21 protein-coding genes and 1 tRNA gene are annotated in these 23,301 nt (G+C 70.4%); 2 read left to right on the forward strand and 20 right to left on the reverse strand.

From position 1 onward, the window contains the following. Nucleotides 1-14 precede the first annotated feature (14 nt). The 4 genes from ACIP63_RS23580 to ACIP63_RS23595 all read right to left on the reverse strand — a co-directional run bounded on the left by ACIP63_RS23580 (nucleotide 15) and on the right by ACIP63_RS23595 (nucleotide 5,680). Nucleotides 15-1,976: a substrate-binding domain-containing protein gene (locus tag ACIP63_RS23580; protein WP_401518822.1), complete on the reverse strand. Its 1,962-nt coding sequence runs from the start codon at nucleotides 1,974-1,976 to the stop codon at nucleotides 15-17. After that, nucleotides 1,966-3,513, reverse strand: a complete 1,548-nt coding sequence (locus ACIP63_RS23585) for a sugar ABC transporter ATP-binding protein (protein ID WP_401518824.1) — start codon at nucleotides 3,511-3,513, stop codon at nucleotides 1,966-1,968. Before ACIP63_RS23585 ends, ACIP63_RS23580 begins: the two co-directional genes overlap by 11 nt. Further along, nucleotides 3,510-4,526, reverse strand: a complete 1,017-nt coding sequence (locus ACIP63_RS23590) for a LacI family DNA-binding transcriptional regulator (RefSeq protein WP_401518827.1) — start codon at nucleotides 4,524-4,526, stop codon at nucleotides 3,510-3,512. The genes ACIP63_RS23585 and ACIP63_RS23590 overlap by 4 nt, the downstream gene beginning before the upstream one ends. A gap of 281 nt (nucleotides 4,527-4,807) precedes the next feature. Beyond that, nucleotides 4,808-5,680, reverse strand: coding sequence for a haloalkane dehalogenase (locus tag ACIP63_RS23595; RefSeq protein WP_401518829.1), 873 nt, complete (start codon nucleotides 5,678-5,680; stop codon nucleotides 4,808-4,810). A 91-nt stretch (nucleotides 5,681-5,771) separates the two neighbouring features. Here ACIP63_RS23595 and ACIP63_RS23600 point away from each other — a divergent pair, with 91 nt between their 5' ends. Beyond that, a complete protein-coding gene (locus ACIP63_RS23600; protein ID WP_401518831.1) occupies nucleotides 5,772-6,254 on the forward strand; it encodes a MarR family winged helix-turn-helix transcriptional regulator in 483 nt (160 codons plus the stop codon). An 83-nt stretch (nucleotides 6,255-6,337) separates the two neighbouring features. On the opposite strand, the gene ACIP63_RS23605 is transcribed toward ACIP63_RS23600, so the two are convergent. The 15 genes from ACIP63_RS23605 to ACIP63_RS23675 all read right to left on the reverse strand — a co-directional run bounded on the left by ACIP63_RS23605 (nucleotide 6,338) and on the right by ACIP63_RS23675 (nucleotide 20,923). Further along, nucleotides 6,338-6,853 carry a holo-ACP synthase gene (locus ACIP63_RS23605; protein ID WP_401518834.1) on the reverse strand — a complete coding sequence of 172 codons (516 nt, stop codon included), beginning with the start codon at nucleotides 6,851-6,853 and terminating at the stop codon, nucleotides 6,338-6,340. A gap of 239 nt (nucleotides 6,854-7,092) precedes the next feature. Continuing rightward, nucleotides 7,093-8,451, reverse strand: coding sequence for a S8 family serine peptidase (locus ACIP63_RS23610; RefSeq protein ID WP_401518835.1), 1,359 nt, complete (start codon nucleotides 8,449-8,451; stop codon nucleotides 7,093-7,095). Between the two features lie 65 nt (nucleotides 8,452-8,516). Continuing rightward, entirely contained in the window at nucleotides 8,517-10,100 is a 1,584-nt protein-coding gene (locus ACIP63_RS23615; protein ID WP_401518837.1) for an amino acid adenylation domain-containing protein, read from the reverse strand. Beyond that, nucleotides 10,097-10,672 carry an RBBP9/YdeN family alpha/beta hydrolase gene (locus ACIP63_RS23620; RefSeq protein ID WP_401518840.1) on the reverse strand — a complete coding sequence of 192 codons (576 nt, stop codon included), beginning with the start codon at nucleotides 10,670-10,672 and terminating at the stop codon, nucleotides 10,097-10,099. The genes ACIP63_RS23615 and ACIP63_RS23620 overlap by 4 nt, the downstream gene beginning before the upstream one ends. Nucleotides 10,673-10,721: 49 nt before the next feature. Beyond that, the gene (locus ACIP63_RS23625; protein ID WP_362928106.1) at nucleotides 10,722-11,003 is read right to left on the reverse strand and encodes a phosphopantetheine-binding protein; all 282 of its coding nucleotides are present in this window, start codon (nucleotides 11,001-11,003) and stop codon (nucleotides 10,722-10,724) included. A 7-nt stretch (nucleotides 11,004-11,010) separates the two neighbouring features. Then, nucleotides 11,011-12,531, reverse strand: a complete 1,521-nt coding sequence (locus ACIP63_RS23630; protein WP_401518843.1) for a coproporphyrinogen-III oxidase family protein — start codon at nucleotides 12,529-12,531, stop codon at nucleotides 11,011-11,013. 22 nt (nucleotides 12,532-12,553) lie between these two features. After that, nucleotides 12,554-12,847 (reverse strand): ferredoxin family protein, encoded by a 294-nt coding sequence (locus tag ACIP63_RS23635; RefSeq protein ID WP_401518845.1) that lies wholly within the window; start codon nucleotides 12,845-12,847, stop codon nucleotides 12,554-12,556. 74 nt (nucleotides 12,848-12,921) lie between these two features. Continuing rightward, complete coding sequence (locus ACIP63_RS23640; protein ID WP_401518848.1) at nucleotides 12,922-14,007, reverse strand: aminotransferase class IV; 1,086 nt, start codon at nucleotides 14,005-14,007, stop codon at nucleotides 12,922-12,924. Beyond that, nucleotides 14,004-15,254: an acetyl-CoA carboxylase biotin carboxylase subunit family protein gene (locus tag ACIP63_RS23645; protein ID WP_401518850.1), complete on the reverse strand. Its 1,251-nt coding sequence runs from the start codon at nucleotides 15,252-15,254 to the stop codon at nucleotides 14,004-14,006. Before ACIP63_RS23645 ends, ACIP63_RS23640 begins: the two co-directional genes overlap by 4 nt. Continuing rightward, nucleotides 15,248-16,399, reverse strand: coding sequence for a GNAT family N-acetyltransferase (locus tag ACIP63_RS23650; protein ID WP_401518852.1), 1,152 nt, complete (start codon nucleotides 16,397-16,399; stop codon nucleotides 15,248-15,250). The genes ACIP63_RS23645 and ACIP63_RS23650 overlap by 7 nt, the downstream gene beginning before the upstream one ends. After that, nucleotides 16,384-17,625: an MFS transporter gene (locus ACIP63_RS23655; protein WP_401518855.1), complete on the reverse strand. Its 1,242-nt coding sequence runs from the start codon at nucleotides 17,623-17,625 to the stop codon at nucleotides 16,384-16,386. Before ACIP63_RS23655 ends, ACIP63_RS23650 begins: the two co-directional genes overlap by 16 nt. Continuing rightward, nucleotides 17,625-18,209, reverse strand: a complete 585-nt coding sequence (locus ACIP63_RS23660; RefSeq protein ID WP_401518857.1) for a bacilysin biosynthesis protein BacA — start codon at nucleotides 18,207-18,209, stop codon at nucleotides 17,625-17,627. The genes ACIP63_RS23655 and ACIP63_RS23660 overlap by 1 nt, the downstream gene beginning before the upstream one ends. After that, nucleotides 18,206-19,330 carry a branched-chain amino acid aminotransferase gene (locus tag ACIP63_RS23665; protein WP_401518859.1) on the reverse strand — a complete coding sequence of 375 codons (1,125 nt, stop codon included), beginning with the start codon at nucleotides 19,328-19,330 and terminating at the stop codon, nucleotides 18,206-18,208. Before ACIP63_RS23665 ends, ACIP63_RS23660 begins: the two co-directional genes overlap by 4 nt. Further along, the gene (locus ACIP63_RS23670) at nucleotides 19,323-20,561 is read right to left on the reverse strand and encodes a DUF6421 family protein (RefSeq protein ID WP_401518862.1); all 1,239 of its coding nucleotides are present in this window, start codon (nucleotides 20,559-20,561) and stop codon (nucleotides 19,323-19,325) included. The genes ACIP63_RS23665 and ACIP63_RS23670 overlap by 8 nt, the downstream gene beginning before the upstream one ends. Before the next feature lie 277 nt (nucleotides 20,562-20,838). Next, nucleotides 20,839-20,923, reverse strand: a tRNA-Leu gene (locus ACIP63_RS23675). Nucleotides 20,924-21,112: 189 nt separating this feature from the next. On the opposite strand from ACIP63_RS23675, the gene ACIP63_RS23680 reads away from it, so the two are divergent. Continuing rightward, on the forward strand, nucleotides 21,113-22,450 hold the full coding sequence (locus ACIP63_RS23680; RefSeq protein WP_401518864.1) for a DUF2254 domain-containing protein: 1,338 nt from the start codon (nucleotides 21,113-21,115) through the stop codon (nucleotides 22,448-22,450). On the opposite strand, the gene ACIP63_RS23685 is transcribed toward ACIP63_RS23680, so the two are convergent. Beyond that, on the reverse strand, nucleotides 22,435-23,301 hold the full coding sequence (locus tag ACIP63_RS23685) for a helix-turn-helix transcriptional regulator (RefSeq protein WP_401518865.1): 867 nt from the start codon (nucleotides 23,299-23,301) through the stop codon (nucleotides 22,435-22,437). The two genes, ACIP63_RS23680 and ACIP63_RS23685, sit on opposite strands and share 16 nt — an antisense overlap.

A 23,301-nucleotide genomic window follows, 5' to 3' on the forward strand; every position in this document is an offset into this window, starting at 1 on the left:
AGTGCCTTTCGTGATCAGGAGAAGTCGGCGACGTTCTGCCGGGTGACGACCTTGACCGGCACCTTCACCATGCTGTCGGTCTTCTTGCCGTCGGCAGCCTTGACGGCGTTCTGTACGGCGATCTTCCCCAGTTCCCTGGGCTGCTGTGCCACGGAGGCGTACAGGGTCCCCGCCTCGACGGCCGTCAGGCCGTCGGGGGTTCCGTCGAAGCCGACGACCGGGACGGACTTCCCGGCCTTGCTGCCCAGTGCCTTGACGGCGCCGAGCGCCATCTCGTCGTTCTCGGCGAAGACGCCGTTGATGCCCGGGTGGGACTGGAGCAGGTTGGTCATGACGTCCAGGCCCTTGGTGCGGTCGAAGTCGGCCGGCTGGGTCGCCACGATCTTGATGTCCGGGTACGCCTTCATGCCTGCGGCGAAGCCCGCGCCGCGCTCACGGCTGGCGGAGGTGCCGGCGGTGCCCTGGAGGACGATGATGCTGCCCTTGCCGCCGAGCCGGTCGGCGAGTGTCTTCGCGGCGAGCTTGCCGCCCGCGACGTTGTCGGAGGCGACGAGTGCCGCCGTCTCGGCCTTGTTGACTCCCCGGTCCGCCGCGACGACCGGGATGTCCGCCTTGTTGGCGTTGCGGACACCGGGGCCGACCGCGTCGGAGTCCACCGGGTTGACGATGACGGAGTCCACCCCGGAGCTGGTGAAGTTCTCCAGCTGGTTGGCCTGCTGCGAGGCGTCGTTCTGGGCGTCGGTGACGGTGAGGTCGATCCCCGCCTTCTCGGCCTCCTGCTGCGCGCCTTCCTTCATCTGGACGAAGAAGGGGTTGTTCAGGGTGGAGAGCGACATGCCCACCTTGGTGGTGGTGCCGGAGGAACCGGACTTGAAGAAGGTCACGGCGGCGATGACGGCGGCCAGGCAGACCACCGCGATGCCCAGCCGCAGCGCGCTCTTGCGGCCCTTCCCGGGTGATCCGGGTGCGGCGGACGCGCCGCCTGCGGAGGCGCCGGACCCGGCCTTGCGGCGCAGGGTGTCCAGCAGCACCGCGAGGGCGATGACGACGCCGATGACGACCTGCTGCCAGAAGGCGGACACGGACAGGAGGTTGAGGCCGTTGCGCAGCACGGCGAGGATCAGCGCGCCGATCAGGGTGCCGGACGCCTTGCCGACGCCGCCCGCGAGGCTCGCGCCGCCGATGACGACCGCGGCGATCGCGTCGAGTTCGTACCCCTGTGCCGCCTGCGGCTGTGCGGAGACCAGACGGGAGGCGAGGACGATGCCGGCCACTGCGGCGAAGAGGCCGGAGAGGGCGTAGATGGCGAGCTTCTGCTTCTTGACGCGCAGTCCGGACAGCCTGGCTGCTTCCTCGTTGCCGCCGATGGCGTACATGGAGCGGCCGATGTAGGTGCGGGCCAGGATGAGTGCCGCTATCAGGCCCATCGCGATCATCACGAGGACGGGGACGGGCAGCCAGCCGCCGAGCGTGTCACCGAGCACGGAGACGGAGTCGGGGAAGGGGATCGGCCGGCCCTGGGAGATGACCAGGGACAGCCCCCTCGCGACGGAGAGCATGGCCAGTGTCGCGATGAACGACGGCAGCTTGCCGTAGGCGACGAGGGCCCCGCTGACGAAGCCGCAGGCGATGCCGGTGGCCACGGCGATGATGACCGCCAGCCAGACGGGTACGCCCGCGGATGTCGCCGACCAGGCGAGGACGGTCGCGGAGAGGGCGGCGACCGAGCCGACGGAGAGGTCGATGCCCGCCGAGACGATGACGAAGGTGACACCGAACGCGAGGATCGCGGTCACCGCGGCCTGGACCCCGACGTTCAGCAGGTTCTGGGTGGTGAGGAAGTCGCCGGAGAGCAGCGACATCGCCACCAGGAGGACGACCAGCGCGCTGAGCGCGCCGTTGTCGAGCAGGAGGCGGCGAAGGGTGTGTCCGGCGCCGCCCGCGCCCGTCTTGCTCGGATGCGTGTCAGTGGCCACGGGGGCTCTCCTCTGCGTTCTCTGCGTGCTCGGTGGGGTCGGTGACAGGCGCGGCACTGACGGCGAGGGCCATCACGGCGTCCTGGGTGGCTTCGTGGGCGGGGAGTTCTCCGGCGATACGGCCCTGGGCCATGACGAGGACCCGGTCGCTCATGCCCAGGACCTCCGGCAGGTCGCTCGAGATCATCAGGACCGCGTGGCCGGAGGCCGTCAGCTCGTTGATGAGCTGGTAGATCTCGACCTTCGCGCCGACGTCGATGCCCCGGGTCGGCTCGTCGAGGATCAGGACCCGGGTGTCGGCCAGGAGCCACTTCCCGATGACGACCTTCTGCTGGTTGCCGCCGGACAGGGTGCGGACGTGCTGGCCGAGGCCCGCCATGCGTACGCCGAGCTGCTCGGCGATGCGGGCGGCGGCGGTGCGCTGGCCCTTGACGTCGACGATGCCGGAGCGGGTCGCCGAGCGGAGGGTGACCAGGCCGAGGTTCTCCTGGACGGAGGCGTCGAGCACGAGGCCCTGGCCCTTGCGGTCCTCGGGGACGAGGCCGATCCCGGCGCCCATGGCGGCGGTCACGTCGTGCTTGCCCAGGCGCTCGCCGCGTACCTCGACGGTTCCGGCGTCGTAGGGGTCGGCGCCGAAGACCGCGCGGGCGACCTCGGTGCGGCCGGCTCCGACGAGTCCGGCGAGGCCGACGACCTCACCGGCCTTCACGTCGAAGCTGATGTCGTGGAAGACCCCGTCCCTGGTGAGCCCGCGCACGGAGAGCAACGGCTGCCCCGTTTCCGGGCGTTCGCGCGGGTACTGCTGGTCGATGCTGCGTCCCACCATGAGCTGGACGAGCTCCGCCTCGGGTGTCGACGCGGGCACCTGGTCGATGCTGCGGCCGTCGCGCAGGACGGTGACACGGTCGCCGAGGGCGGCGATCTCGTCGAGGTGGTGGGTGATGAAGACGACGCCGACGCCGTCCGCACGCAGCTGCCGCACGATCACGAAGAGCTTGTCGACCTCCTCGGAGGTGAGGACGGCGGTCGGCTCGTCCATGATCAGGACACGCGCGTCCAGGCTGAGCGCCTTGGCGATCTCGACCATCTGCAGCCGGGCGATGCCCAGTTCACGGACCCTGGCCCTGGGCGAGACGTGCAGGCCGACCCGGCGCAGGAGCACCTCGGCGTCGGCCTCCATGCGCCCGCGGTCGATCATGCCGAAGCGGCGCGGCTGACGGCCGAGGAAGATGTTCTCGGCGACGGTGAGATCGGGGACCAGGTTGAACTCCTGGTAGATCGTGGCGATCCCGAGCTTCTCGGCGTCCTGCGCTCCGTGGATGCGCACCTCCCGGCCGCCGGTGAAGATCCGGCCGCTGTCCGGTCGGTAGGCGCCGGAGAGCATCTTGATGAGGGTGCTCTTGCCCGCGCCGTTCTCACCAAGGAGGACGTGCACTTCGCCGCTGCGCAGGTCGAAGTCGACGCTGTCCAGGGCGACGACACCGGGGAAGGTCTTGCGTACGCCTTCGATGCGCAGCAACTCGACTGATTCGCTCACTCGTTGCTCCCGGGGGTGGAAGGGCGCTCGCCGCAGGAGCTGCGTACGACGAGGCGGGCGGGCAGGGTCACGGACTGCGGGGGCCGGCCCTCGACGATGTCGATCAGCGCGCGCACGGCGGCTCGGCCGAGCTCGCCGGTCGGCTGGGCGATCGCGGTGATCGGCGGGGCGGTGTGGAGGAACCACGGGATGTCGTCGAAGGCCGCGATCCCGATGTCCTCGGGGACACGGAGGCCGCGTGCGCGGATCGCGTCCAGGGCGCCGAGCGCCATGAGGTTGTCGGCGGCGAACACGATCTCGGGCGGTTCGGGCAGCGACAGGAAGTTCTCGGTGGCGCGCCGGCCGCTGGCGGCCTGGAAGTCGCCCTGCCCGATGTAGGCGTCGGGCAGGGCGAGGCCGTGGGCCCCCATCGCTTCCCGGAATGCCTCGACGCGTTCGTTGCCCGTGGTGGTGGCGGCCGGGCCCGCGATGATGGCGAGCCTGCGGTGGCCGAGGGCGTACAGATGGGCGACCAGGTCCTGGATGGCCCGGTGCCCGTCCGCGCGCACGACGGGGATGTCCACCCCGGGGATCCAGCGGTCGACGAAGACCATCGGCGTGCCGGTGCGCGCGACATCCAGCAGGAGCGGGGACTCGCCGTCGGCGGGCGAGACCAGGAGCCCGTCGATCCTGCGGTCCAGGAGCGTACGGACGTGGTGGTCCTGCTGTTCGAGCCGCTCGTCGGCGTTGCCGATGATCACGCTGTAGCCGAGTCCGCGCGCCTCCTCCTCGACGGAGCGGGCCAGCGCCGTGAAGTACGGATTGAGTACGTCGCTGATGACGAGGCCGAGTGTGCGTGTCTGGTCGGTGCGCAGCGAGCGGGCCACGGCGTTGGGCCGGTAGCCGAGGGCGTCGACGGCGGCGAGGACACGTCTGCGTGCGTCCGGGCTGACGGACGGATGGCTGTTGAGGACGCGGGAGACCGTGGCGACAGAGACTCCCGCCTGGGCCGCGACATCCTTGATGCTCGCCATTTCCGGACCACCTCCTTGTGGTTTCCGTGACCCTCGAGACCAGCGGAACGAGCCGTGGAATCGATTACACGGATGATTGGAATCGATTACACGACCGAAAGCAAGACCCTCGGGGTCGCCCGAGACCGGATCGTGATCCGGCCTGATCGGCTGCGGGGCAGGGGGCGGTTACAGACGGCATGCCCGGGCAGCGGTGACGAGGTGGTGCCGGCCGCTGCCCGGCCGCCTGCCGGCGGGCGAGCTCCGGCGCGCCGGGACCAGGCGTCCGGGAACGAGGTCCCTCAGCGCCGCCGGCCGCCGGTCAGAGTGTGCCGCCGGGCCCATGCGCCGATGGCGTCAGCGATGGCCTGGGGCTGGTCCTCGGGGGCGTGGTGACCGGCCGGGCCGCAGCGCCGGATCTCCAGCGCGGCGATGTTGGCAGCGCACCAATCGGTCATCTCCTCGCCGATCAGCAAGGTGGGCGAGGAGTCGAACGTGAGAAGCAGCTTGGGAACCTCACCGCTGTCCGCCAGCCAGGTGCCGTATCGCTCGACGCGTTCGGCGACCTCGGCCGGCTCCCCGTCCAGCGGTAGCGAGCGCGCCCATTCCAGTATCGGGCGGCGGCTTTCCCGGGTCGGGTACGGCGCCCGGTAGACCCGCATGTCTTCCTCGCTCACCGGGTTCAGCACCCCGCCGGTGAAGGCCGACTCCAGGAAGGTGTTCTGGTCCAGCACCAGCGCCTCACCCTGTGGCCCGCGCATGGCCCGGGCGCGCGAGCGCGGTCCGTCTCCCAGCTCGCTCCAGGACATCGGCCGCACGATGGTCTCGAAGAAGGCCATGCCGCGGATCCGGCCGGGGTGGCGGGCTGCCCAGTCGAACGCGAGTGCCCCGCCCCAGTCGTGCCCGACGAGCACCACCTCGTTCAGGCCCAACCGGTCGAACCAGTCGTCCAGGTAGCGAGCGTGGTCGGCGAACCGGTACGGCACGTCGGGCTTGCCGGAGCGGCCCATGCCGATCAGATCGGGGGCCAGCAGGCGGGCAGGCAGGTCCACCGCGGGCAGCACCTTGCGCCACAGATAGGACGAGCCGGGGTTGCCGTGCAGAAAAACGAAGGGGATGCCACCGCCGGCCTCCTCGTGGAACATCGTCGAATCCAGCACGTTCGTCACCGGCATGACGTCCCCCAAATCGTTCGTCCCACTAACGTTCCTCGGTCGACGAAGATAGTTTGTTAGTGGGACTAACGCAACGGGGTATGATCGCGGCATGAGCAACAGCACGCCCGGCATGGCGCGCTCGACCAACCGGCAGGCCGCGGCCGCGCGACTGCGTAATCTGCGGACCCGGCTTCTGTCACTGGCCGCGATCCAGTCCGATCGCCTGGTGAACGAGGAGTTGGCGCGCGCAGGCACCCGCAAGTGGCACTACGCGGTGCTCGCCACCCTGGAGGAGTTCGGACCCGCCAGCCAGGCGGAACTGAGCTGCCGCACAGGGATCTACCGCAGCGACATGGTCGCGGTGATCAACGAACTGGGCGATCGTGAGTGGGTGGAACGCTCACCCAACCCCGCCGATCGGCGGCAGAACATCATCGCCCTCACCGAACAGGGCCGCCGGCAGCTGCCGAAGCTGGACAAGCTGCTCGCCGAGGTGGAGAACGAGGTGCTCGCGCCGCTGACCCCGCCGGAACGGGAGCAGTTGACCCGGCTCCTTGCCACCCTTGTGGATCATCACGGCCAGAAGATGTGAACAAGCCACGCTCCCTCGCCGGGATCGAAGCAATGCCCTGCGTACGCATCACCGCACGCTCCGGGGGCCCCACGAAGGGCCGTCTACGGCCGAGTTGATGTAGCGGTAGCTGTAGCTGTAGCCGATCCTCCCGAGAGTCCGGCGACGAAGGCGTGTGCCAGGCTCCGGCTGTGGGTGAGAGTGACCAGCCAGGACCTGACACCGGCCCCCTCGGCCAACGCCGCCGCGCGGCCCGTGAGTTGGAGGGCCGGACTGCCGGACCGGGTGTGCAGCACCTCGATCTCGGTCAGGACCGAACCGGTGAGGCCCACGCCCAGGGCCTTGAGGACCGCCTCCTTGGCGGCGAACCGCACGGCATAGCGCTCGGCGGAGTCGTCGGGGATCTCGCAATAGGCGCGCTCGGCAGGGGTGAAGACATGGCCGGCGAAGCGGGGCTGGCGGGCCAGGGTGGCCCGCATCTCGTCCACGTCGGCCAGGTCGCTCCCCACGCACAGCACGGGCCTGCCGACGAGATCGGCGGCGGCAGCGGCGGCAGCCTCTCCGAGCGCCCTGATGTCCTCGTTGCCGGTGGCGCGACCGCCCGCCGTTCCAAGATCCAATTCTCTTGCTCCGCAAACTGATCGACCGCTAGGGTTCCGAACCGTCACTCCATGATGGGCCACACACCACGTTCCTGAATGACGACCGGGAGAAGCCCCACTGATGTGTGTTCTGGGCGCGTCCCGAACGGTGTCGGCTGCGCTGGGGTGCCGCATCCAGTTCGGCCGGGCGGACGACCCCCATGTGTGGATGCGGCGCCTCGTCCGACATCCCCCCGTTCGCGGCGCGACCGGGCGGTTCAGACGGTGAGGAGGCCGTGGCCCACCGCGTGGTTCGGACAGACTCCGCCGCAGTCGTCCCCGGTGATCGAACGCCCTTGGGTCACCGGCAGGCAGGCGCTCACCAGGTCCTCCGTCCGGAGGGCCCGGCCCTGACCGATGCCCTGCTGCACGGCGAGCGCCGCCACACCGGCCGCGTAGGCCGTCGCTCCCGACGTGCCGCTGGAGACCAGCCAGCCGTCGTCGGGAGCCGTTCCGTCGTACTTGCTGTTACGCCGGTCGAACAGACAGCCCGGCTGGGTCGGGAACACGATGTAGTCGCCGTTGGGCAGCATCCCGCAGGGGCCGCACACGTCCGGCACGGTCCGGCCGGGAAAGACCGCCGACCGGTAGCTGGAGGCGAGATCCGAGGCGCGCAGCTCTCCGCCGGGGCCCACGTGGACGCCGCCGACGGTGAGGGCCCCGGGCGTCGCCACCGACTGGAACATGGCGTCACGCCGGTCGGTGGAGCCGTTTCCGGCGGCGAACAGGACGGTGATCCCGCGCCGGACCGCGTCGGCCACCTCCAGGTGGAGGTGGGGCTCTTCCCGCAGGGTCCCCCAGCTGCACGAGATGATGTCCGGCTCCAGCTGCACCGCCCGCTGGAATGCCGCGACCGGAAAGGAGAACGCCTCGCCCGCCATCTTGACCATGGTGAGCGACACCCCCGGAGCCACTGCCAGGAGCAGCGCCGACATCGCCGTACCGTGGCCTCGCTCGTCGCTACGGGGGTCGAGCGGTGTCAGCGCCGGGACCACGGCCGTGGTGTAGCCGTGCGCCCGGTGGTGCGGGTGGTCGTACAGTCCGGTGTCCACCATCACCACCCGGACGCCGTCGCCCCGGATGCCGGCCGCGTGCAGCCGGTCGGCGCCGGCCAGCCGTGCGGCGTCCTCGGGCAGTCTCAGGTACCCGGCGGTGTCCGGCAGCGGAGGAACGGCGCTCGGCGCCAGCTCGAAGCCGGCGCGGGGTGCCCGGACCTCCGTGATCAGCTCGGGGTGCAGGCGGGACCGGAGGGTGCCCGTCGCGGACAGTTCGTAGCGGACCGACTCCCTGATGTACTTGTTGCGCACGGGCACCACCGGGCTGCCGAAGACCTCTTCGACCAGTGCGTTCTCACCGCTGACGGTGAGGCCGGCGCCGGAGCGCGCCTCGACGGTCAGCCCTTCGCGGGTGAAGGCGTCGGCCAGCCGGTCGACCACGGCCGGCTCCGGGAGGAAGTGCTCCACGGGGTGGAGCAGGAGCCGCGCGGGGTCGTCGCCCAGGCTGAGGCCCCTGGCGGAGCGGGGGACGACGGTCACCGTGCCGCGCCGCCCGAAGGAGGCGAGCTCGTCCTCCGCCATGTGGTGACTTCCCTTCACTTGTCGGGTGAGTTTCCGCAGGTCACTTGTCGGGTGAGTTCCGCAGGTCACTTGTTGGTGAGTTCCCGCAGGCGGTTGCGGTCGAGCTTGCCGGACGCGGTCAGATCGACGTCCTCGTCGGCCAGGAAGTCGATCCGGGCCGGGATCATGTAGGGAGGCAGCCGCAGAGCCAGTTCCCGGCGCAGCTCTTCCTCGTCCGGGCCCGTGCCGTCCCGTCGGCCCAGGACGAACAGGCCGATCACCTTCCCTGCCACGGGGTGTTCGGCCGGAACCGCGCAGCAGTCCGTCACCCACTCCACGGCGAGTGCCGCCGCCTCCACCTCGGACAGGTGGACGAGGTTGCCGTTGATCTTCAGGGCGTCGTCGCGCCGGCCCAGGAACATGAGTGCACCGTCGTCCCGGACGCGGACGTAGTCGCCGGACCGGTAGTAGCGGGCGCCGCCGGAGCCCGGAGGGCTGACGAGGGCGCGTTCGGTGCGTTCCGGGTCGCCGCAGTATCCCGCCATCACCTGCGGTCCGCCGATGAGGAGTTCGCCGGTCTCACCGTCGGGCACCGGCCGGAGAACGTCGTCGACGACCAGGAGGTCGACGGACGGCAGGGGGCTCCCGATCGGCAGGAACTCCTCGTCGTAACCGGCGATGTCGTCGGTGAGGAAGAGCGTCGCGCTGTGCGTCGTCTCGGTCGGACCGTACCCGTGGACGTAGGTGAGTCCGGGCACCAGGGCGGCGAAGGCTCGCAGCACCGGAACGGGGCAGGACTCCCCGCCGAACCAGAGCCGTCGCAGGGAGCTCAGATCCCGGCGGCCGGCGTCGCTGAAGCGGCCGACCAGCATACGGACCACTGAGGAGACGAGCAGGGTGTCGGTGATCCGCCACTCCTCGCAGGCCCGGGTGATCTGTGAGGGCACGCGCAGCCGGGGCAGCAGGTGGACGCTGCCCCCGACCAGGAAGGTCGACCAGAGGTCGACGACCGAGGCGTCGAAGAAGAGCGGCGCCACATTGAGGAACCGCATGCCGTCGTCGAAGCCGACCACCCGCTGCACTCCTTCGAGGAGGGCGCACAGGGAGCGGTGGCTGATCACGACCCCCTTGGGCAGGCCGGTCGATCCCGAGGTGAAGACGACATAGGCGTGGTCCTCGGGGCTCCGGTCCGAGGCGTCCGTGGGGCGGACGTCGGTCTCGGCCACGGGGTCCCACTGCTTCCCGCCGGGTTCCTCCGGAGGTTCCGCCCCGACAGTGAGGACCGTACCGGCGGGCGCGCCGTCGAGCAGGGCTCGGTGCCGGTGGTGGACCAGGGTGACGGTGGGCGCGCACATGCCGAGCAGCAGTGCGACCCTCGCCGAGGGCAGTGACTCGTCCACCGGCGCGTAGCGGGCGCCCAGCCGGAGGGCGGCCCACATGACCGCCACGGAGGCGGCGGACTTGTCCATGACCATGGCGACGGTCGTGCCCCTGCCGACCCCGTGCCGGGCCAGGAGGTCCGCCAGCGCCTGGGTCCGCCGTGCCAGGGTCCGGTAGGAGACCTGCTCCCCCGTGCTCAGGTCCACCACCGCCGTGGCGTCGCTCCCGCACCGGCGTTCCAGGATGCCGTCCGCCAGCCGCGGGACGGTGCCGTCCTCGAAGCCGTTCATCCTTCCTCCTGCCAGGTCGCGGGGTCCTCCAGCCGGCACCGGATGGCGTCCAGCAACTCCGGGAAGGTGTCCATCTGCTGGTCGTACGAGCCGAAGTGGCCCATGTCGTCCATCACCGTGAAGTCACTGCCGGTCAGACGGTGGAGCTCCTCGGCCACCTCGAAGGGGACCCAGGGGTCGTCCTTCGAGTGGAACTGTGCGATGAACCGCTGGTTGTGCCGGATCGCCTCCCAGTCCCACGGCCGGTCGAAGAACCCGCTGCGGCGCTCCAGTTCGAAGCCGCAGTCGTTGTGGTGGCCGGCCACGGCGAAGGTGCCGAGCAGCGGCGCCGTCTCCGCGTACCGGAAGGCGGTCAGCGCCCCGGACGAGTGCCCGACGATCACCGTGTTCCGGTCCGGGCGGATGACGTCCGTGAGGTACGGGAGCCAGTACCGCATACGGCCCTTGATGGGGTCGGGGAAGGTCTCGGCCACGACCCGGTGGCCGAGGGCCTCCAGCTCCCGTCTGAGGTACGGGAACCAGATGCCCTCGACGCTCGCCCCGGCGTTTCCGTGGATCAGGACGATCCGCACGTCCGCTGGAGAACGGGAGCCGGCTTCCGCCGGCCCCGTCGTGGCGATCTCAGACAGTGGACACCTCGTCGTCCAGGAGCTCTTGGATCAGCTCGGACAGGGAGCCCAGGGACGCGAAGTTCTCCACCGTCAGCAGTTCCGGTTCGAGTTCGATGTCGTAGAACGTCTCGAAGGCCAGCGTGAGTTCGATCATCTGGGTCGAGTTCAGCGAGAGTCCGCCGTTGAAGAGCGGGGTGCTGGAGGTCAGGTCGACCTTCTGGTGCGGGAAGATCTGGGCGATGACCTCACGGAGGTCGTTCTCGATGTCCGCCTGGGTCTTGCGGTCGTTCACCCTCGGTTCAGCTCCTCTCGGGGGCGGCAGGCTTCTCGTCCTGCGTCTTGGGGCGGGTCTGCAGGAAGAGCGGGGTCCGCGGGATGTTCTGCTGGTCCTGGTGGAACGGGTTCCGCTTGTTCTTCAGCGAGAGGTACATGGTGCGGCGGGCCCGGGCCTTCTCCTCGTCGGAGTAGAAGAGGAAGGCGATGTTGCCCGCGTTCTCCCGGCCGGACTCGGTCAGGGTGAGTTCCTCGTCGGTCTCCACGGCGTAGCCGCCCTCGACCAGCCAGTCGACTTCCCGGCGGTACTTCTCGAAGTTGGCGACGTCCTCCTTGCGGACGCTGCCGAAGACCGGGAAGAAGACCATGACGCGGTTCTCGACCTCGTCGTCACTGCATATCCGGCCCTGTTCGATGGGGAGGATCCCGGCCTCGACGTCACGCATCCACCGCTCGACGTCGGTGTGGTTCCGGTAGCTCCGCTCGCCCATGTAGTTCTCGGCGGCGGGGCCGATGCCCAGCGTGTAGCTGGCGCGGTAGCCGTTGCCTCCGCAGGCGTGGTTCAGGCCGATCTCGCCCGGGTCGTCCAGGTGGGTGAAGAAGTTGATCAGGAGCTGCTTGTCGTAGCCGTAGGCCGCGAGCCCGTCCTTGATCTGCCGGTACTGGACCCGCTCGATGCTGCCCGAGGGCTTGACCTCGGCCACCTTGCCCGCGCGGATCTGCTGGTCGAGCCGCGTCCCCTCCCACTGGTTGAAGCGGTAGGTCTGGACGAAGCTGGGCCGCAGCTCTGCGCAGATGCCCTCCAGGTCCCGGGCGAGGACCTCGTCGTCCTGCCCCGGCAGGTTGTACATCAGGTCCAGCGCGAAGGTGCGGATGCCGGCCCGGCGGATGTTCTCGGCCGTCTGGTGCACCTGCTCGACGGTGGCCTTGATGGTCAGCTTCCGCCGGATCTCCTCGTCCAGGGTCTGCACGCCGAACGAGATACGGGTGATGCCCAGGGACTTGAGCATCTCGATGTACCCGTCCTTGGAGAGGCCGAGCGGGCTGCCCTCCAGGGAGATGCCGTCGACCTCGCTGAGGTCGAACTCACGGTGCACGGCCTCCAGGATGTCGGCCATCGACTCCTGTTCCAGCGCGGAGGGCGTGCCGCCGCCGAACTGGACGTACTTGATCTTCGTACCCTGGAAGTACTTCGACCGGGCGTTGCGCTCGATCTCCCGCACCATCGCCTTGACGAACCGCTTCTGCCGCTCGCCCTGGTACTTCGCCGCGGACTCCTTGAAGCACGCGCAGAAGTTGCAGAACGCCTCACAGAAGGGGATGTGGAAGTAGAGCAGGATGTCGGTCTGCTCCGGGTGGGACTGCCGGTCCAGGAAGGAGAAGTACTCCGCCTTCTTCGCCTCGTCGTCGAGGGCGTCCTGGAAGCCGCAGATCTTGGGGTAGAACCAGGTGACGTTGGTGCGCTTCTCCGGGCTCTCGAACTCGTCCTTCAGGTAGAAGTTCGAGTCCAGTCCGAGCATGAAGGGGTTTTCGACTTGGGTCGTCATGACGTCGGTTCCCGCTCTCTGGTCAGGAAGGCTGGCTTTCTGGCTGTCCCTTGGGACCACGGCTCTCGAAGAGGACCGGGTACTTTCCGCTCATCTCTCCGTTGATCTCGATCCACCGGAGCTTGTCCTCCGGCAGGTCGACGTCCGCCCAGATGGCCTCGGGCGGGCATTCGGCGACGCACGCGTTGCAGTCGATGCATTCCTCGGGGTCGATGTAGAGCATGTCGGGGCCCTCGTGGAAGCAGTCCACGGGACAGGCGTCCACACAGTCCGTGTACTTGCAGCCGATGCACTCGTCGGTGACGACATAGGCCATGTCAGCGGTACCTCCAGGCTTCTTCTTCCAGGACGTTCTCGGCGCGGCTCCCGCCACGGGACGTACGGCCGCCCTCAGGCATGGACCGGCGCGACCTCGGTCACCCGTCGCATCCACCCGAAGCGGTCGACCGCCTCGCCCCGGTGGAGGTCCCGGAGCAGACCGCGGAAGCGCGTGGTGACGGGCCCCGCCTCGTCGGCGAGGCGGTACTCCTCCCCCTGGTGACCGAGTGAGGTCACGGGCGCCACCCCGGCCTCCGTCCCGGTGGCGAAGCACTCGGTGACGGTGCCGTCCGCGATGCCCTTGAGGATCTCCGCCAGTTCCACCGGCCGTTCGACGACCCGCGTCCCGGAGTCGCGCGCCAGCTTGACGAGGGAGTCGCGTGTGATGCCGGGAAGGACGGAACGGTCGAGCAGCGGCGTGGTCAGGACCCCGTCGATCACGAAGAAGGCGTTGAGGTTCCCGATCTGCTGGACGAGGCGGCCCTGCGGGCCGTCGAGCCACAGCACGTGGTCGTAGCCGTAGTTGGCCGCGATCTCGCCCGGCACCACGCCCATCGCGAGGGTGCCGACGGCGTTGATGTCGCCGAAGCCCCCGGGCCAGGCGCGGACGTAGCCGTCGAGCGTCATCGCCCGTACGGCCTTCCCTCCCGCCTCGTCCTGGTCCGCCACGGATGCCAGTACGTAGAAGAGGCAGTCGTCCACGGGGCCCGCGGTCAGCCCCGTGCCGTCGGCGGCCAGCACCGCGCGCAGGTCCATGGCTCCGCCCGGCTCCTCGGGGAGCCAGTCCTGGTCCAGTTGCACCAGGGCACGTACGGAGCTCCACACCCTGTCGAAGTCGACCTGGGGCAGGGCCAGTCGGCGGGCGCCGTTGTTGAGCCGCTTGATGTGGCTGTCGGGACGGAAGACGGAGACCGTCCCGTCCGTCATCCGGTACGCCCTGAGCCCGTCCACCACGACCTGTCCGCCCTGCAGGGCGGCGGCGGTGGGCCGCAGCGCCGGGATGGTGTCCCGGTCGGCGACGGTCAGTCCCTGCCAGCTGCGGCGCTTCCCGGAGCGCATGAAGAACGCGTGGTCGGTGAGGATCGTCCCGGCGGACGAGCCCGCCTCCGGCTTGGGGCGGGGGGCGGCGGTCGGCGTGACGGTCAGTTCGTTGCTCATACGCGGGCAGCTTCCTCTTTCTTGAGATCACCGTTCTCGTTGTCGACCTCGATGTCGACCATGACGTCCTTGATGACCGAGGCGACCAGGTGCTCGACCCGGTCGAGAGTTCCCTCGAAGTGGATCCGGGCGACCCGGTTGCTGAAGATGTCGTCCGGGTCGAGCACCGCCCCCGGGTCCGCCTCCGGGACGAGGCCCCGGAACTCGGAGGCCTCGGGGAACGGTTCGAGGCCGGTGAGCGTGCCGGCGTACGCGCCGGGCCGGCCGGTGGTGACGAAGGCGAGACCCGCGCTGATCGGCGACGTCGGCGGTTCCGGGTGCCGCCGGCCCCGGGCGGCGTCCGCCGCCGCCGCGCAGAGGTCCACCCCGGGCCCGGCAAGCACGAGTTCGGGGATGTTGTCGCCGGCCAGCCGGGCACCGACCTCGATCAGCACGGGCCCGCGTTCGCGGTCGATCCGGGTCTCGATGTGGAAGGGACCGACCGACAGGTCGAACGCCGCCACGACGCTCCGTGCGAATTCCTCGAGGACCTCGCCGTACGGGGAATGGGCCGGAGCGGTGGCGATGTGGCCCGTCTCGAAGAAGTAGGGCGGGTCCGAGACGAACTTGGTCGTGACACTGGCGACGTGCGGCCCGCCCGCGTCCACCCAGCCGTCGAGGGAGAACTCCGGCCCCTCCACGTACTCCTCGACGAGCGCCGTGCGCCGGGGGCTGGGGTGGAACTTCACCTCCCCGGGGTGGTGCACGGACGCGCAGGCCCGCTCGTACTCCTCCTGGTCGCGGCAGAGACTCACCAGCAGGCTGCCCCCGCAGTCGACCGGCTTGACGACGACGGGGAACGGCAGCGGGCACGGCCCCGCGGCATCAGGGGGGACGGCGACGGAGCGGGGGAACGCGATGCCCCGCTCGGCGCACCACCGGCGCATGACGTCCTTCTGACGGACCGCCTCCGCCGCGTCCGCGCCGAGCGCGGGAAGCCCCAGCGACCTGGCGAGTTCCGCGCTCTCCGGCACCACGTACTCGAAGCCCGCGACGACGCCGGTCGGCCGGCCCCCGGACTCCTCGACGCAGCGGAGCAGACCGGGTACCCCCTGGTCGGGGTGCCAGTCGACGACGGTGGCGGCCGCGGTGACCTCCGGGGGCAGCAGCTCGGGGAACTGGGTGGGGATCAGACAGGGAACCCCGGACCGCACGACTCTGGAGACGAGACGCGCGCCGGCGGAAAGGGGCTGTACGACGATCAGCACGGGATGACCTCCGATGGTCCGCCTGCTCCGCCCGCGAGGAATCGCTCGTCGTCCCCGAGGAAGCTCCAGTCGGGTGCGGGCGTGGGCAGGTCCTGCTCCGAGCGGGACATGAACAGCGTGCTGCGTAGGCGTAGTTCGGCGCCCCGCAGTGACTTCGCCCGGTAGGAGGTGACCCCCAGGTGGACCGCGTCGAGGCCCCGTTCCAGGGCGAACCTCAGCGGCTCGTACACGGTCGCCTCGAAGTACTCGCCACTGGTGCCGTGGCCTGCCCGGTAGTCACAGCCGAACACCCGCATGTGCAGCGTCCGGCCGTGGACGATCCCCAGCGCGAAGGCGGCCGGGCGCTCCTGCTTGTCCAGCACCTCGGTGATCACCACGTCGTCGCCGGAGCCGATGCTCAGACACCTGCGGAGGTAGCGGACGGCGCCCTCCTCGCTCAGCTCCTCGCCGTGCCGGACCTGCACCTGGACGACGAGAGGCGCGTACCTCTCCAGGGGGACCGACTCGGCGGGGAGGGTCCGGGTCCGGTAGCCGCCCGCGGTCAGCCGCTTCAGATCGCGCCGGACCAGTGAGCGCCGCGAGGCCGGCAGGGCGGCGACGTGCGCGTCGAAGGTCGCGCCGCGCGGGCGGACCACCGCGGTCGGCAGGCAGAGGGTGGTGACCGTGGCGAACCCGGGCAGGCCCCCGAGCTCACGCGCCTCCTCGTCCGGCAGGTACCACCAGGACACGTGCCGGGCCCCGTGCTCCTCGGCGCGTTCCAGGAGCCGGGTGCAGAGGGTGGTCATGAGCCGGGACCGGTCGGCGCCCGACAGGCCGGGGCGCAGCAGCAGCCGGTTGTCGTACCCGGTGCGCGAGCCGGCGAGCAGCTGGACGTCCGGGGCCTGTCCCAGCAGTGTGGTCTCGTTGTAGAGCGGGTTGCTGTCGCCGCCGGGAGCCATGTGGAAGGGGACGAGCGCGGCGGTCCGGCCGGTCTTCTCGTCGTGCCCGGCCAGATAGGCCGTGCTGAATCCGCGGTCGCCCTCCTGGGAGACCGTCCAGCGTCGAGAGGTGTAGAAACCGCCCTCGTCGAGCCATGACTCGTCGGTGCCGGAGGCGTCGAGCCGCGACCGCTCGCTCACCACGAAGGAGGTCAGCCGGTGGTCCATGCCTCGTCCCGCCTCTCGATCGAGTAGTTCCCCCTGATGAGGATCCAGGTGGCCGCCACGCTCAGCACGGCGACCAGAGTGGCCGCCGTCGGAGCGTCGGTGAAGAGCAGCAGGAGCGCGGCGAGGCCCGATCCGAGGGGGATGGCGCCGAAGGCGAACGTCCGGTAGACGGCGTTGACGCGGCCCAGCATCCCTGTGGGCGACACGATCTGACGCCGCGTCAGGGCATGCACGTTGTAGTAGGCGATTGCGGCGCCGTACACGAACATGCCCGCCATGAACGCCGCGGCGCCCCAGACGCCCAGGCCGAGTGACCAGAGAGCGGCGAGCAACGCGGCCTGCGACAGGAGCAGGGCCCACACCCAGGACCGGCCGGCGTCACCGCCGCCGTAGCTGGATGTCGCTCTGGCTCCGATCACGCTGCCGATGCCGGCGGCGCTGAAGCCGAAGCCGAGGAACGCGACGGAGTGGTCCGCCTCCTGCACCACGGCGATGAACAGCACGCTCAGAGCGACCTGTTCGGCCAGGTTGAAGAGGGAGCCGGATGCCACCAGGCGGCGCAGCGGGTCGGACGCGGCGACGGCGGTGAACCCGGCGCGAATGGTCGCGTTCTCCTTGAGGGCCCGGTGCCGGGAAGGCTTCGGACGCATCCGCAGGGCCGCTCCGCCCACCAGGTAGGAGACGGCGTCCAGCGCGACCGCGAGCAGCGGGCCGAGACCGGAGACGACGAGACCGCCCACGGCCGGCCCCGCCGTCTGGGAGACCGCGTTGACCGATGCCAGCTGTCCGTTGGCCCGCGTCAGCTCCGGGGAGTCGACGGTGTCCGGGACGTAGGCGAGCAGGGAGGTGTCGAACAGTGCGGTGAAGGCACCCAGGAGTACGGCGGCCGCGAAGAGCGTCCCGTAGTTCAGCAGCTCCGCCGCGGACATCGTGACCACGAGGAGCAGGACGACGGCGCGCGCGAAGTGGGACATGTACAGCAGAGGGGCCCGGTCCCGCATGTCGGCCAGTTTCCCGGCGTAGGGCGTGACGACGAGGACAGGGACGAACTGCGCCCCGCTCAGCAGAGCGATCTGCGACGGGGACGCGCCCAGGCCCGCCGCGGCGAGCACGGGCAGCGCGACGAGGGTGAACTGCGAACCCGCCGAGGACACGGCTTCGCTCACCATGAGGGCCCGGAAGGCCCCGGGCATGCGGCGGCCGGACGGCGAGGTGGTGCTCCGCATCACACCGCCCCGGGCGGGGGGCCCCCGACGGCCTTGCCCGAGTGCAGTGTGAAGACCATGGGCACCGGCCCGAAGTTCTCGACGACCCGCAGCCCCTCGGCGAGGGCCGCCGCGTCGGTGGTGACGCAGGCGTCGAACTCCCCCGCGGCGCAGAGGGCGGCCGCGCGGGAGTTGCTGCTCGTGAGAGAGACGTCACCTCGTCCGGTGACCAGGCAGCTCGGGGCCGGGTGGGTGACGATCGTGGTGACCGCCCCCTGGTCCGGCCGGCTGGCCAGGACCATGTCGTGGGTGTCGAGGATGAAGCTGTCCACCATCTCCAGGCGGTGCAGGTTGCCGAAGACGAGGTCGTGCAGGCGCGGGTAGACGGCGCACGCGAGGATGGCCTCGGTGCCGTCGAAGTTCATGGCGTCGAGCCCGTCCTCCACCTCGGCGTGGAGGACGACCGTGCCGGTGACCCGCCGGTCGGCGAACCAGTGGTGGGCCGCCTTCTCCAGGTTCGTGCCCGTCGGGCCGAGTGTGTGGATCCGGGTGACTCCCGCCAGTGTGCGGTCGAGGTCGACTGTCGCTCCCGAGCGGTGGTTCATGTGTGCCGCCCTCCGCTCTCGTCTGTGTGGGTGGTGGTGGCTGCGGCTCCGGTGACACGGAACAGCCACCCGTGCTTGTCGGGTGTGCGTCCCTGCTGTACGTCGAGCAGGGCGCCCCGGAGCCGTCCGGTCACCGGGCCCTCCTCACCGTCGCCGACGGTCATGTCCTCGCCTCCGGTGCCGAGGCGGCCCACGGCGATGACCACGCCGGCCGTCCCGCAGGCGAACATCTCGGTCAGGCGGCCGGAGCGGATTCCTTCGCGTACGGCGTCGATCTCGGTGTGCTCCTCCGTGACGGGCAGGCCGAGGTCCTCCGCCAGGGTGAGCAGCGAGTCACGGGTGAGGCCCCGGACGATCGTTCCCTCGCACGGGGGTGTGGTCAGGCGCGTGCCGTGCTCGTCCCGCCAGACGAGGAAGACGTTCATGGTGCTGAGTTCCTCGATCCACCGGCGCTCCAGTCCGTCGAGCCACAGAACCTCGTCGTAGCCCGCGGCCTGGGCCCGCGTCCGTGTGTAGAGGCTCGCGGCGTAGTTGCCGGCGCACTTCGACTCGCCTGTGCCGCCGCGCACCGCGCGTACCTCCTCCGTCGCGGTGGTGACCGCGAGCGGACGGAAGCCGGTGCCGAAGCAGGGGTCGGCGGGGTAGGCGAGGAAGACGCAGCGGTAGTTCCGCGACGGCCGCAGACCCAGCTCGGCCTCGGTGGCGAGCAGCAGCGGCCGGATGTACAGGCTCTGTCCGTAGCCACCCGGCACCCAGTGCTCGACGGTGGCGACCAGGCGGGCGCACGCCTGGGTGAAGAGGCCGGCGGGCATCGCGGCCATGGCCAGCCGCTCGGCCGAGCGCCCGAGCCTGGTGCCGTGGTCGTCCGGACGGAACAGGGACACCGACCCGTCCTGGCCGCGGAACGCCTTCAGTCCTTCGAAGACGGCCAGTCCGTAGTGGAGGCCGAGGGTCCTCGGGTCCATCGGGGACGCGCCGTACGGCTCGACGGTGGGACCGGACCAGCCGGTGTCCGCGTCCCACTCCACCACGGCCATATGGCTCGTGGGGTAGCGGCAGAAGCCCGGCTCCTGGCGTATGCGGTCCAGCTCGGCCGTGCCGGTCCTCGGTTCGTCAGACATGGACCTCGGCACCCCAGAGACTGAGTGGTGCCAGGGGGCCACCGTACCGGTAGGGCTTGGTCTCGGGACGGCGCAGCAGCTTCTCGTAGAGGAAGTCGACGGCCGCCTTGCGGTAGGCGTCGTCCTCCGCGATCGTCTCGATCTCCTCGATCAGGCCGATGAGTTCGCGGACACTCGCCACGATCTCCGCTTTGGGGCCCAGCGTGCGCCGGCCGCGGCCGTCGTCGGTGAACAGACCGTGCTCGGCGAGCCAGGTGCCCAGCGCGAAGCCGGTGCCCGCGTCGAAGTTGCGGAGCGGGTCGGGCTGTGCCGGGTAGCGGAAGAGACGTTCCAGCAGGATGTACTCGAAGACGACCGGGCCGAAAGGCACTTCTTCCTCGAAGCAGGCGATCGCCGACTTCATGTCGACCTTGAGCTCCTCGAGGAGCCCGGGACGCCAGGTCGTCTTCAACGCCAGGTGCTGGTCGAGGGGCCGGGGGCCGGTGTGGTGGAAGTAGTCGTGCAGGTAACCCCAGATGCACCGGGCCTGGTACACGTCCTCGGGGTCGACCTCCGCGGAGACCAGCCGCGTCTCACCGGCGAACGGTGATCCGGGACCGCACAGCCGGGTCGTGATCGCCAGGGTGTCGGCGTAGATGTCCACGTGCCGGCTGAAGAAGAACCATGCGAAGTTCTGCTGCGTGCAGGGGGTGGCCGTCGGAATGTTCTCGGGGAAGAACACCACGCAGTTCCCTTCCCGCAGGCCTCGGGAGGCGGACAGCAGGCGGGTGGACTGGAACATCGCCTTCGGGTGCGGGTACGCGGCCTGGAGGTACGGGGTGCAGTCGGGGTCCTGCCGGACGACGGAGAACGCTTCGAGCTCGACCTCGCGGCGGTCGCTGTTGGGAAGGATCACGGGCCCGACGAACGCGGCCGCCCCGCCGTCCTGCGGAGCGGGCACGGCGTCCCGCGTGGCGTCAAAATCCGGTACGCCCGTGCACCCGGATCTTTGCCATGTCGTCAAGTCCCGTACAGTCGCCGCTATCTGACGGTCAGGCATGAGACCGGACAGTCCTTGGACCGCTCCGATCACATCAGCCAGCGCTTGTTCCGCGCCCGCGTCCTGCCGGGCGTCCCTGAAGCGGTCAACGGCAGGGACCACATGTCGTTCGAAGTTCAGAATTCCGGCAACACTACGCGGATCCACTCCACCCCCACAGTGACGATCTTCCCCCGAAGTCGCGGACCCCACTTATCATTTCCGCAACAAACGACCGATCGCCCGGGAGGCTAACAGTCAACTCTCGCCCGCACAATGGGTGTTCGATCTCCGAACGCACGGCCCCGGCATGCGCCGAACAGGGGAGCCCGAACCCGTCGGTCAGCTCCGGGCTCGACGTGGAGGCTCGGACCCGGGGCTCGCTCTCGGCTGCTCGGGACGGAGCGCGAAACGACGAACGCCCGCCCCGGCCGAGGGCCGGGAGCGGGCGCCGATGCCGTCCGCGCATGAACCACGCGGTACGGATATGTGTCCGAGGGGGGACTTGAACCCCCACGCCCGATAAAGGGCACTAGCACCTCAAGCTAGCGCGTCTGCCATTCCGCCACCCGGACAAGGTGTCTGTCGTCCCGGGGTCCTCCCCGTGGCGACAAAGAAAACAATACCAGGGGTTTGAGGTGCCTCTCACCTGCGTTTTAGGTGGTCAGTGCGGTGTGGGCACGTCCCGGCACCCCTGGCGTCCCGTTGCGCACACTCCGTGGCGTGCCGTGTACGCGGCGTGCTGCCGGGCTACCTTCGCGGGCATGAGTGGCAAGAGCGGCCCGAGCGGCACGAGCGCATCCGTCCGGCGGGCGCCCCGCGCCCTGGCTTCGCTGCGGGAGCGGCTGCGGGACACCTTCTGGTGCGCGCCGGCCGCGGGGCTCGTGGGCGCCTTCGCGCTGTGGCTGGTCCTCTCCGAGTTGGACACCCGGATCGTCTCGTACCTCAAGGAGGAGGGAGCTTACGAGGAGCTCGGTGACCTCCTCACGTTCGCCGGGGACGCCCGGACGATCGTCACCACGGTCAGCGCCGCGATGATGACGTTCATCGGTGTCGTGTTCAGCATCTCGCTGGTGGCGGTGCAGATGGCGAGCGGCCAGCTCACCCCGCGCGTCGTCCGGATCTTCGTACGGAGCAGGATCAGCAAGCTCACGCTGGCGGTGTTCCTCGCGACCTTCGCGTTCTCGCTCCTGGTGCTCACCTCGTACGAGGGCGGGGCGGAACCCGATCCCCACCGGGTGACGTCGGCGCCCCTGCTCCAGAGCCTGCTGACCCTCGGGCTGGTCGGACTGAGCCTGCTGCTGTTCGTCGCCTACGTCTCCTCCACCCTGCGGCTGATGCAGGTCGGCCCCGTCCTGGACCACATCGCCGGCGAGTCGCTCCGTGCGCTCGCACGGCAGCCGGAGGGGTCGGTGGACGAGCCGTCGCTGGGGCCCGTCACCGCGCACGTGGCGCACCGGGACCGGGCGGGGGTGCTCAGGGGTGTGGCGGTCGCACGGCTGGTGAGGGCCGCACGCCGCCACGGGGTCGTGCTGCGGCTGGTGCCCCGGACCGGGGACTTCCTGGTGCCGGGCACGCCGGTGCTGGCCGTGCACGGCGGGGCGGCGCCGTCCCGGCGCGCCCTGAGGCACACGGTCTCGGTCGGCGTCGAGCGCACCCTGTTCCAGGACCCCGCGTTCGGTCTGCGGCAGCTCTCCGACATCGCGCTGCGCGCCCTGTCGTCCTCGGTGAACGACCCGACCACCGCCGTGCAGTGCCTGGACCGCATCGTGCAGTACCTGGCCGTCGCCGTCCGTCTGCCGCTCACGCCGCTGCACCACCGGGACCGGCGGGGCGACGTACGGCTCGTCCAGCGGGTGCCGGGGTGGACGGACCTCGTGGATCTCGCGTTCGAGGAGATCCGGTGGTGCGCCGCCGCGAGCCCTCAGGTCACGCGGCGGCTGCTGGCCGGGCTCGACGATCTGCTGCTGCTCGCCTCCGAGGAGCGGAAGGAACCGCTGCTCAGGCACCGCGTACTTCTCGTGGAAGCGGTGGAGCGCACGGTCCCCGAGGCGGCCGGACGGGCGTTCGCGCTGCGCCCGGACCGTCAGGGGATCGGGTGACGGGGCGGCGGCTGCTCCTGCGGGCCGGGGCCCAGATCCTGGAGACCGACGACCCGCAGCAGCTCGAGGCGCTCGTACGTCGGCGTGCCCGGCCGCGCGGAGTGCACGACGAGCTGCTGACTGTGACCGTCGCTGAGCAGCACGTCGCAGTCGAGGTCGAGGAGACCGACCACCGGGTGCAGGAACCGCTTCGGCGAGGGGCGGCGCGCCAGGACGTCGTGCGACTTCCACAGCGCTTCGAACTCGCGCGACGCGGAGCGGAGTTCGGCCACGAGTGCGGCCGGACCGGGGTCGTCGGGGCGAGCCCCGACGACCGCCCGCAGGCTCGCCGCGTGCGCGCGGGCGTGCTGCTCGTGGTACTCGGGCGGGGACAGCTCCCGAGCGCCCGGCACCGTGAACCAGCGACGGATCAGATTCGTCCCGGTGTGATCACCACCGGCCAGGGCCACCGCCATGGTGTTCTGCGCGAGCACCTCGCCCCAGTCGCTCACCACCATCGCCGGGAGGTCGTGGAGCCGGTCCAGGATCAGCAGCAGTCCCGGACGGACGTGGTCGGAGGAGCCGCCCGGCCGGGGCGGCTCCTCGCCCGCCAGGTGGAACAGGTGGTCGCGCTCCGTGTCCGTGAGCCGCAGGGCGCGGGCGAGGGCGGTGAGCAGCTGCCGCGACGGGTGGGAGCCGCGGCGCTGCTCCAGCCGCGTGTAGTAGTCCGTGGACATTCCGGCGAGCTGCGCCACCTCCTCGCGGCGCAGGCCCGGGGTGCGACGCCGCGGTCCCGCGCTCAGGCCCACGTCGCCGGGGGTCAGGCGGGCACGGGCACGGCGGAGGAAGTCCGCGAGTTCGGTTCGGTCCAC

Origin of the sequence: Streptomyces sp. NPDC088746, from assembly GCF_044751065.1 — a bacterium.
Taxonomy (GTDB): Bacteria; Actinomycetota; Actinomycetes; order Streptomycetales; family Streptomycetaceae; genus Streptomyces.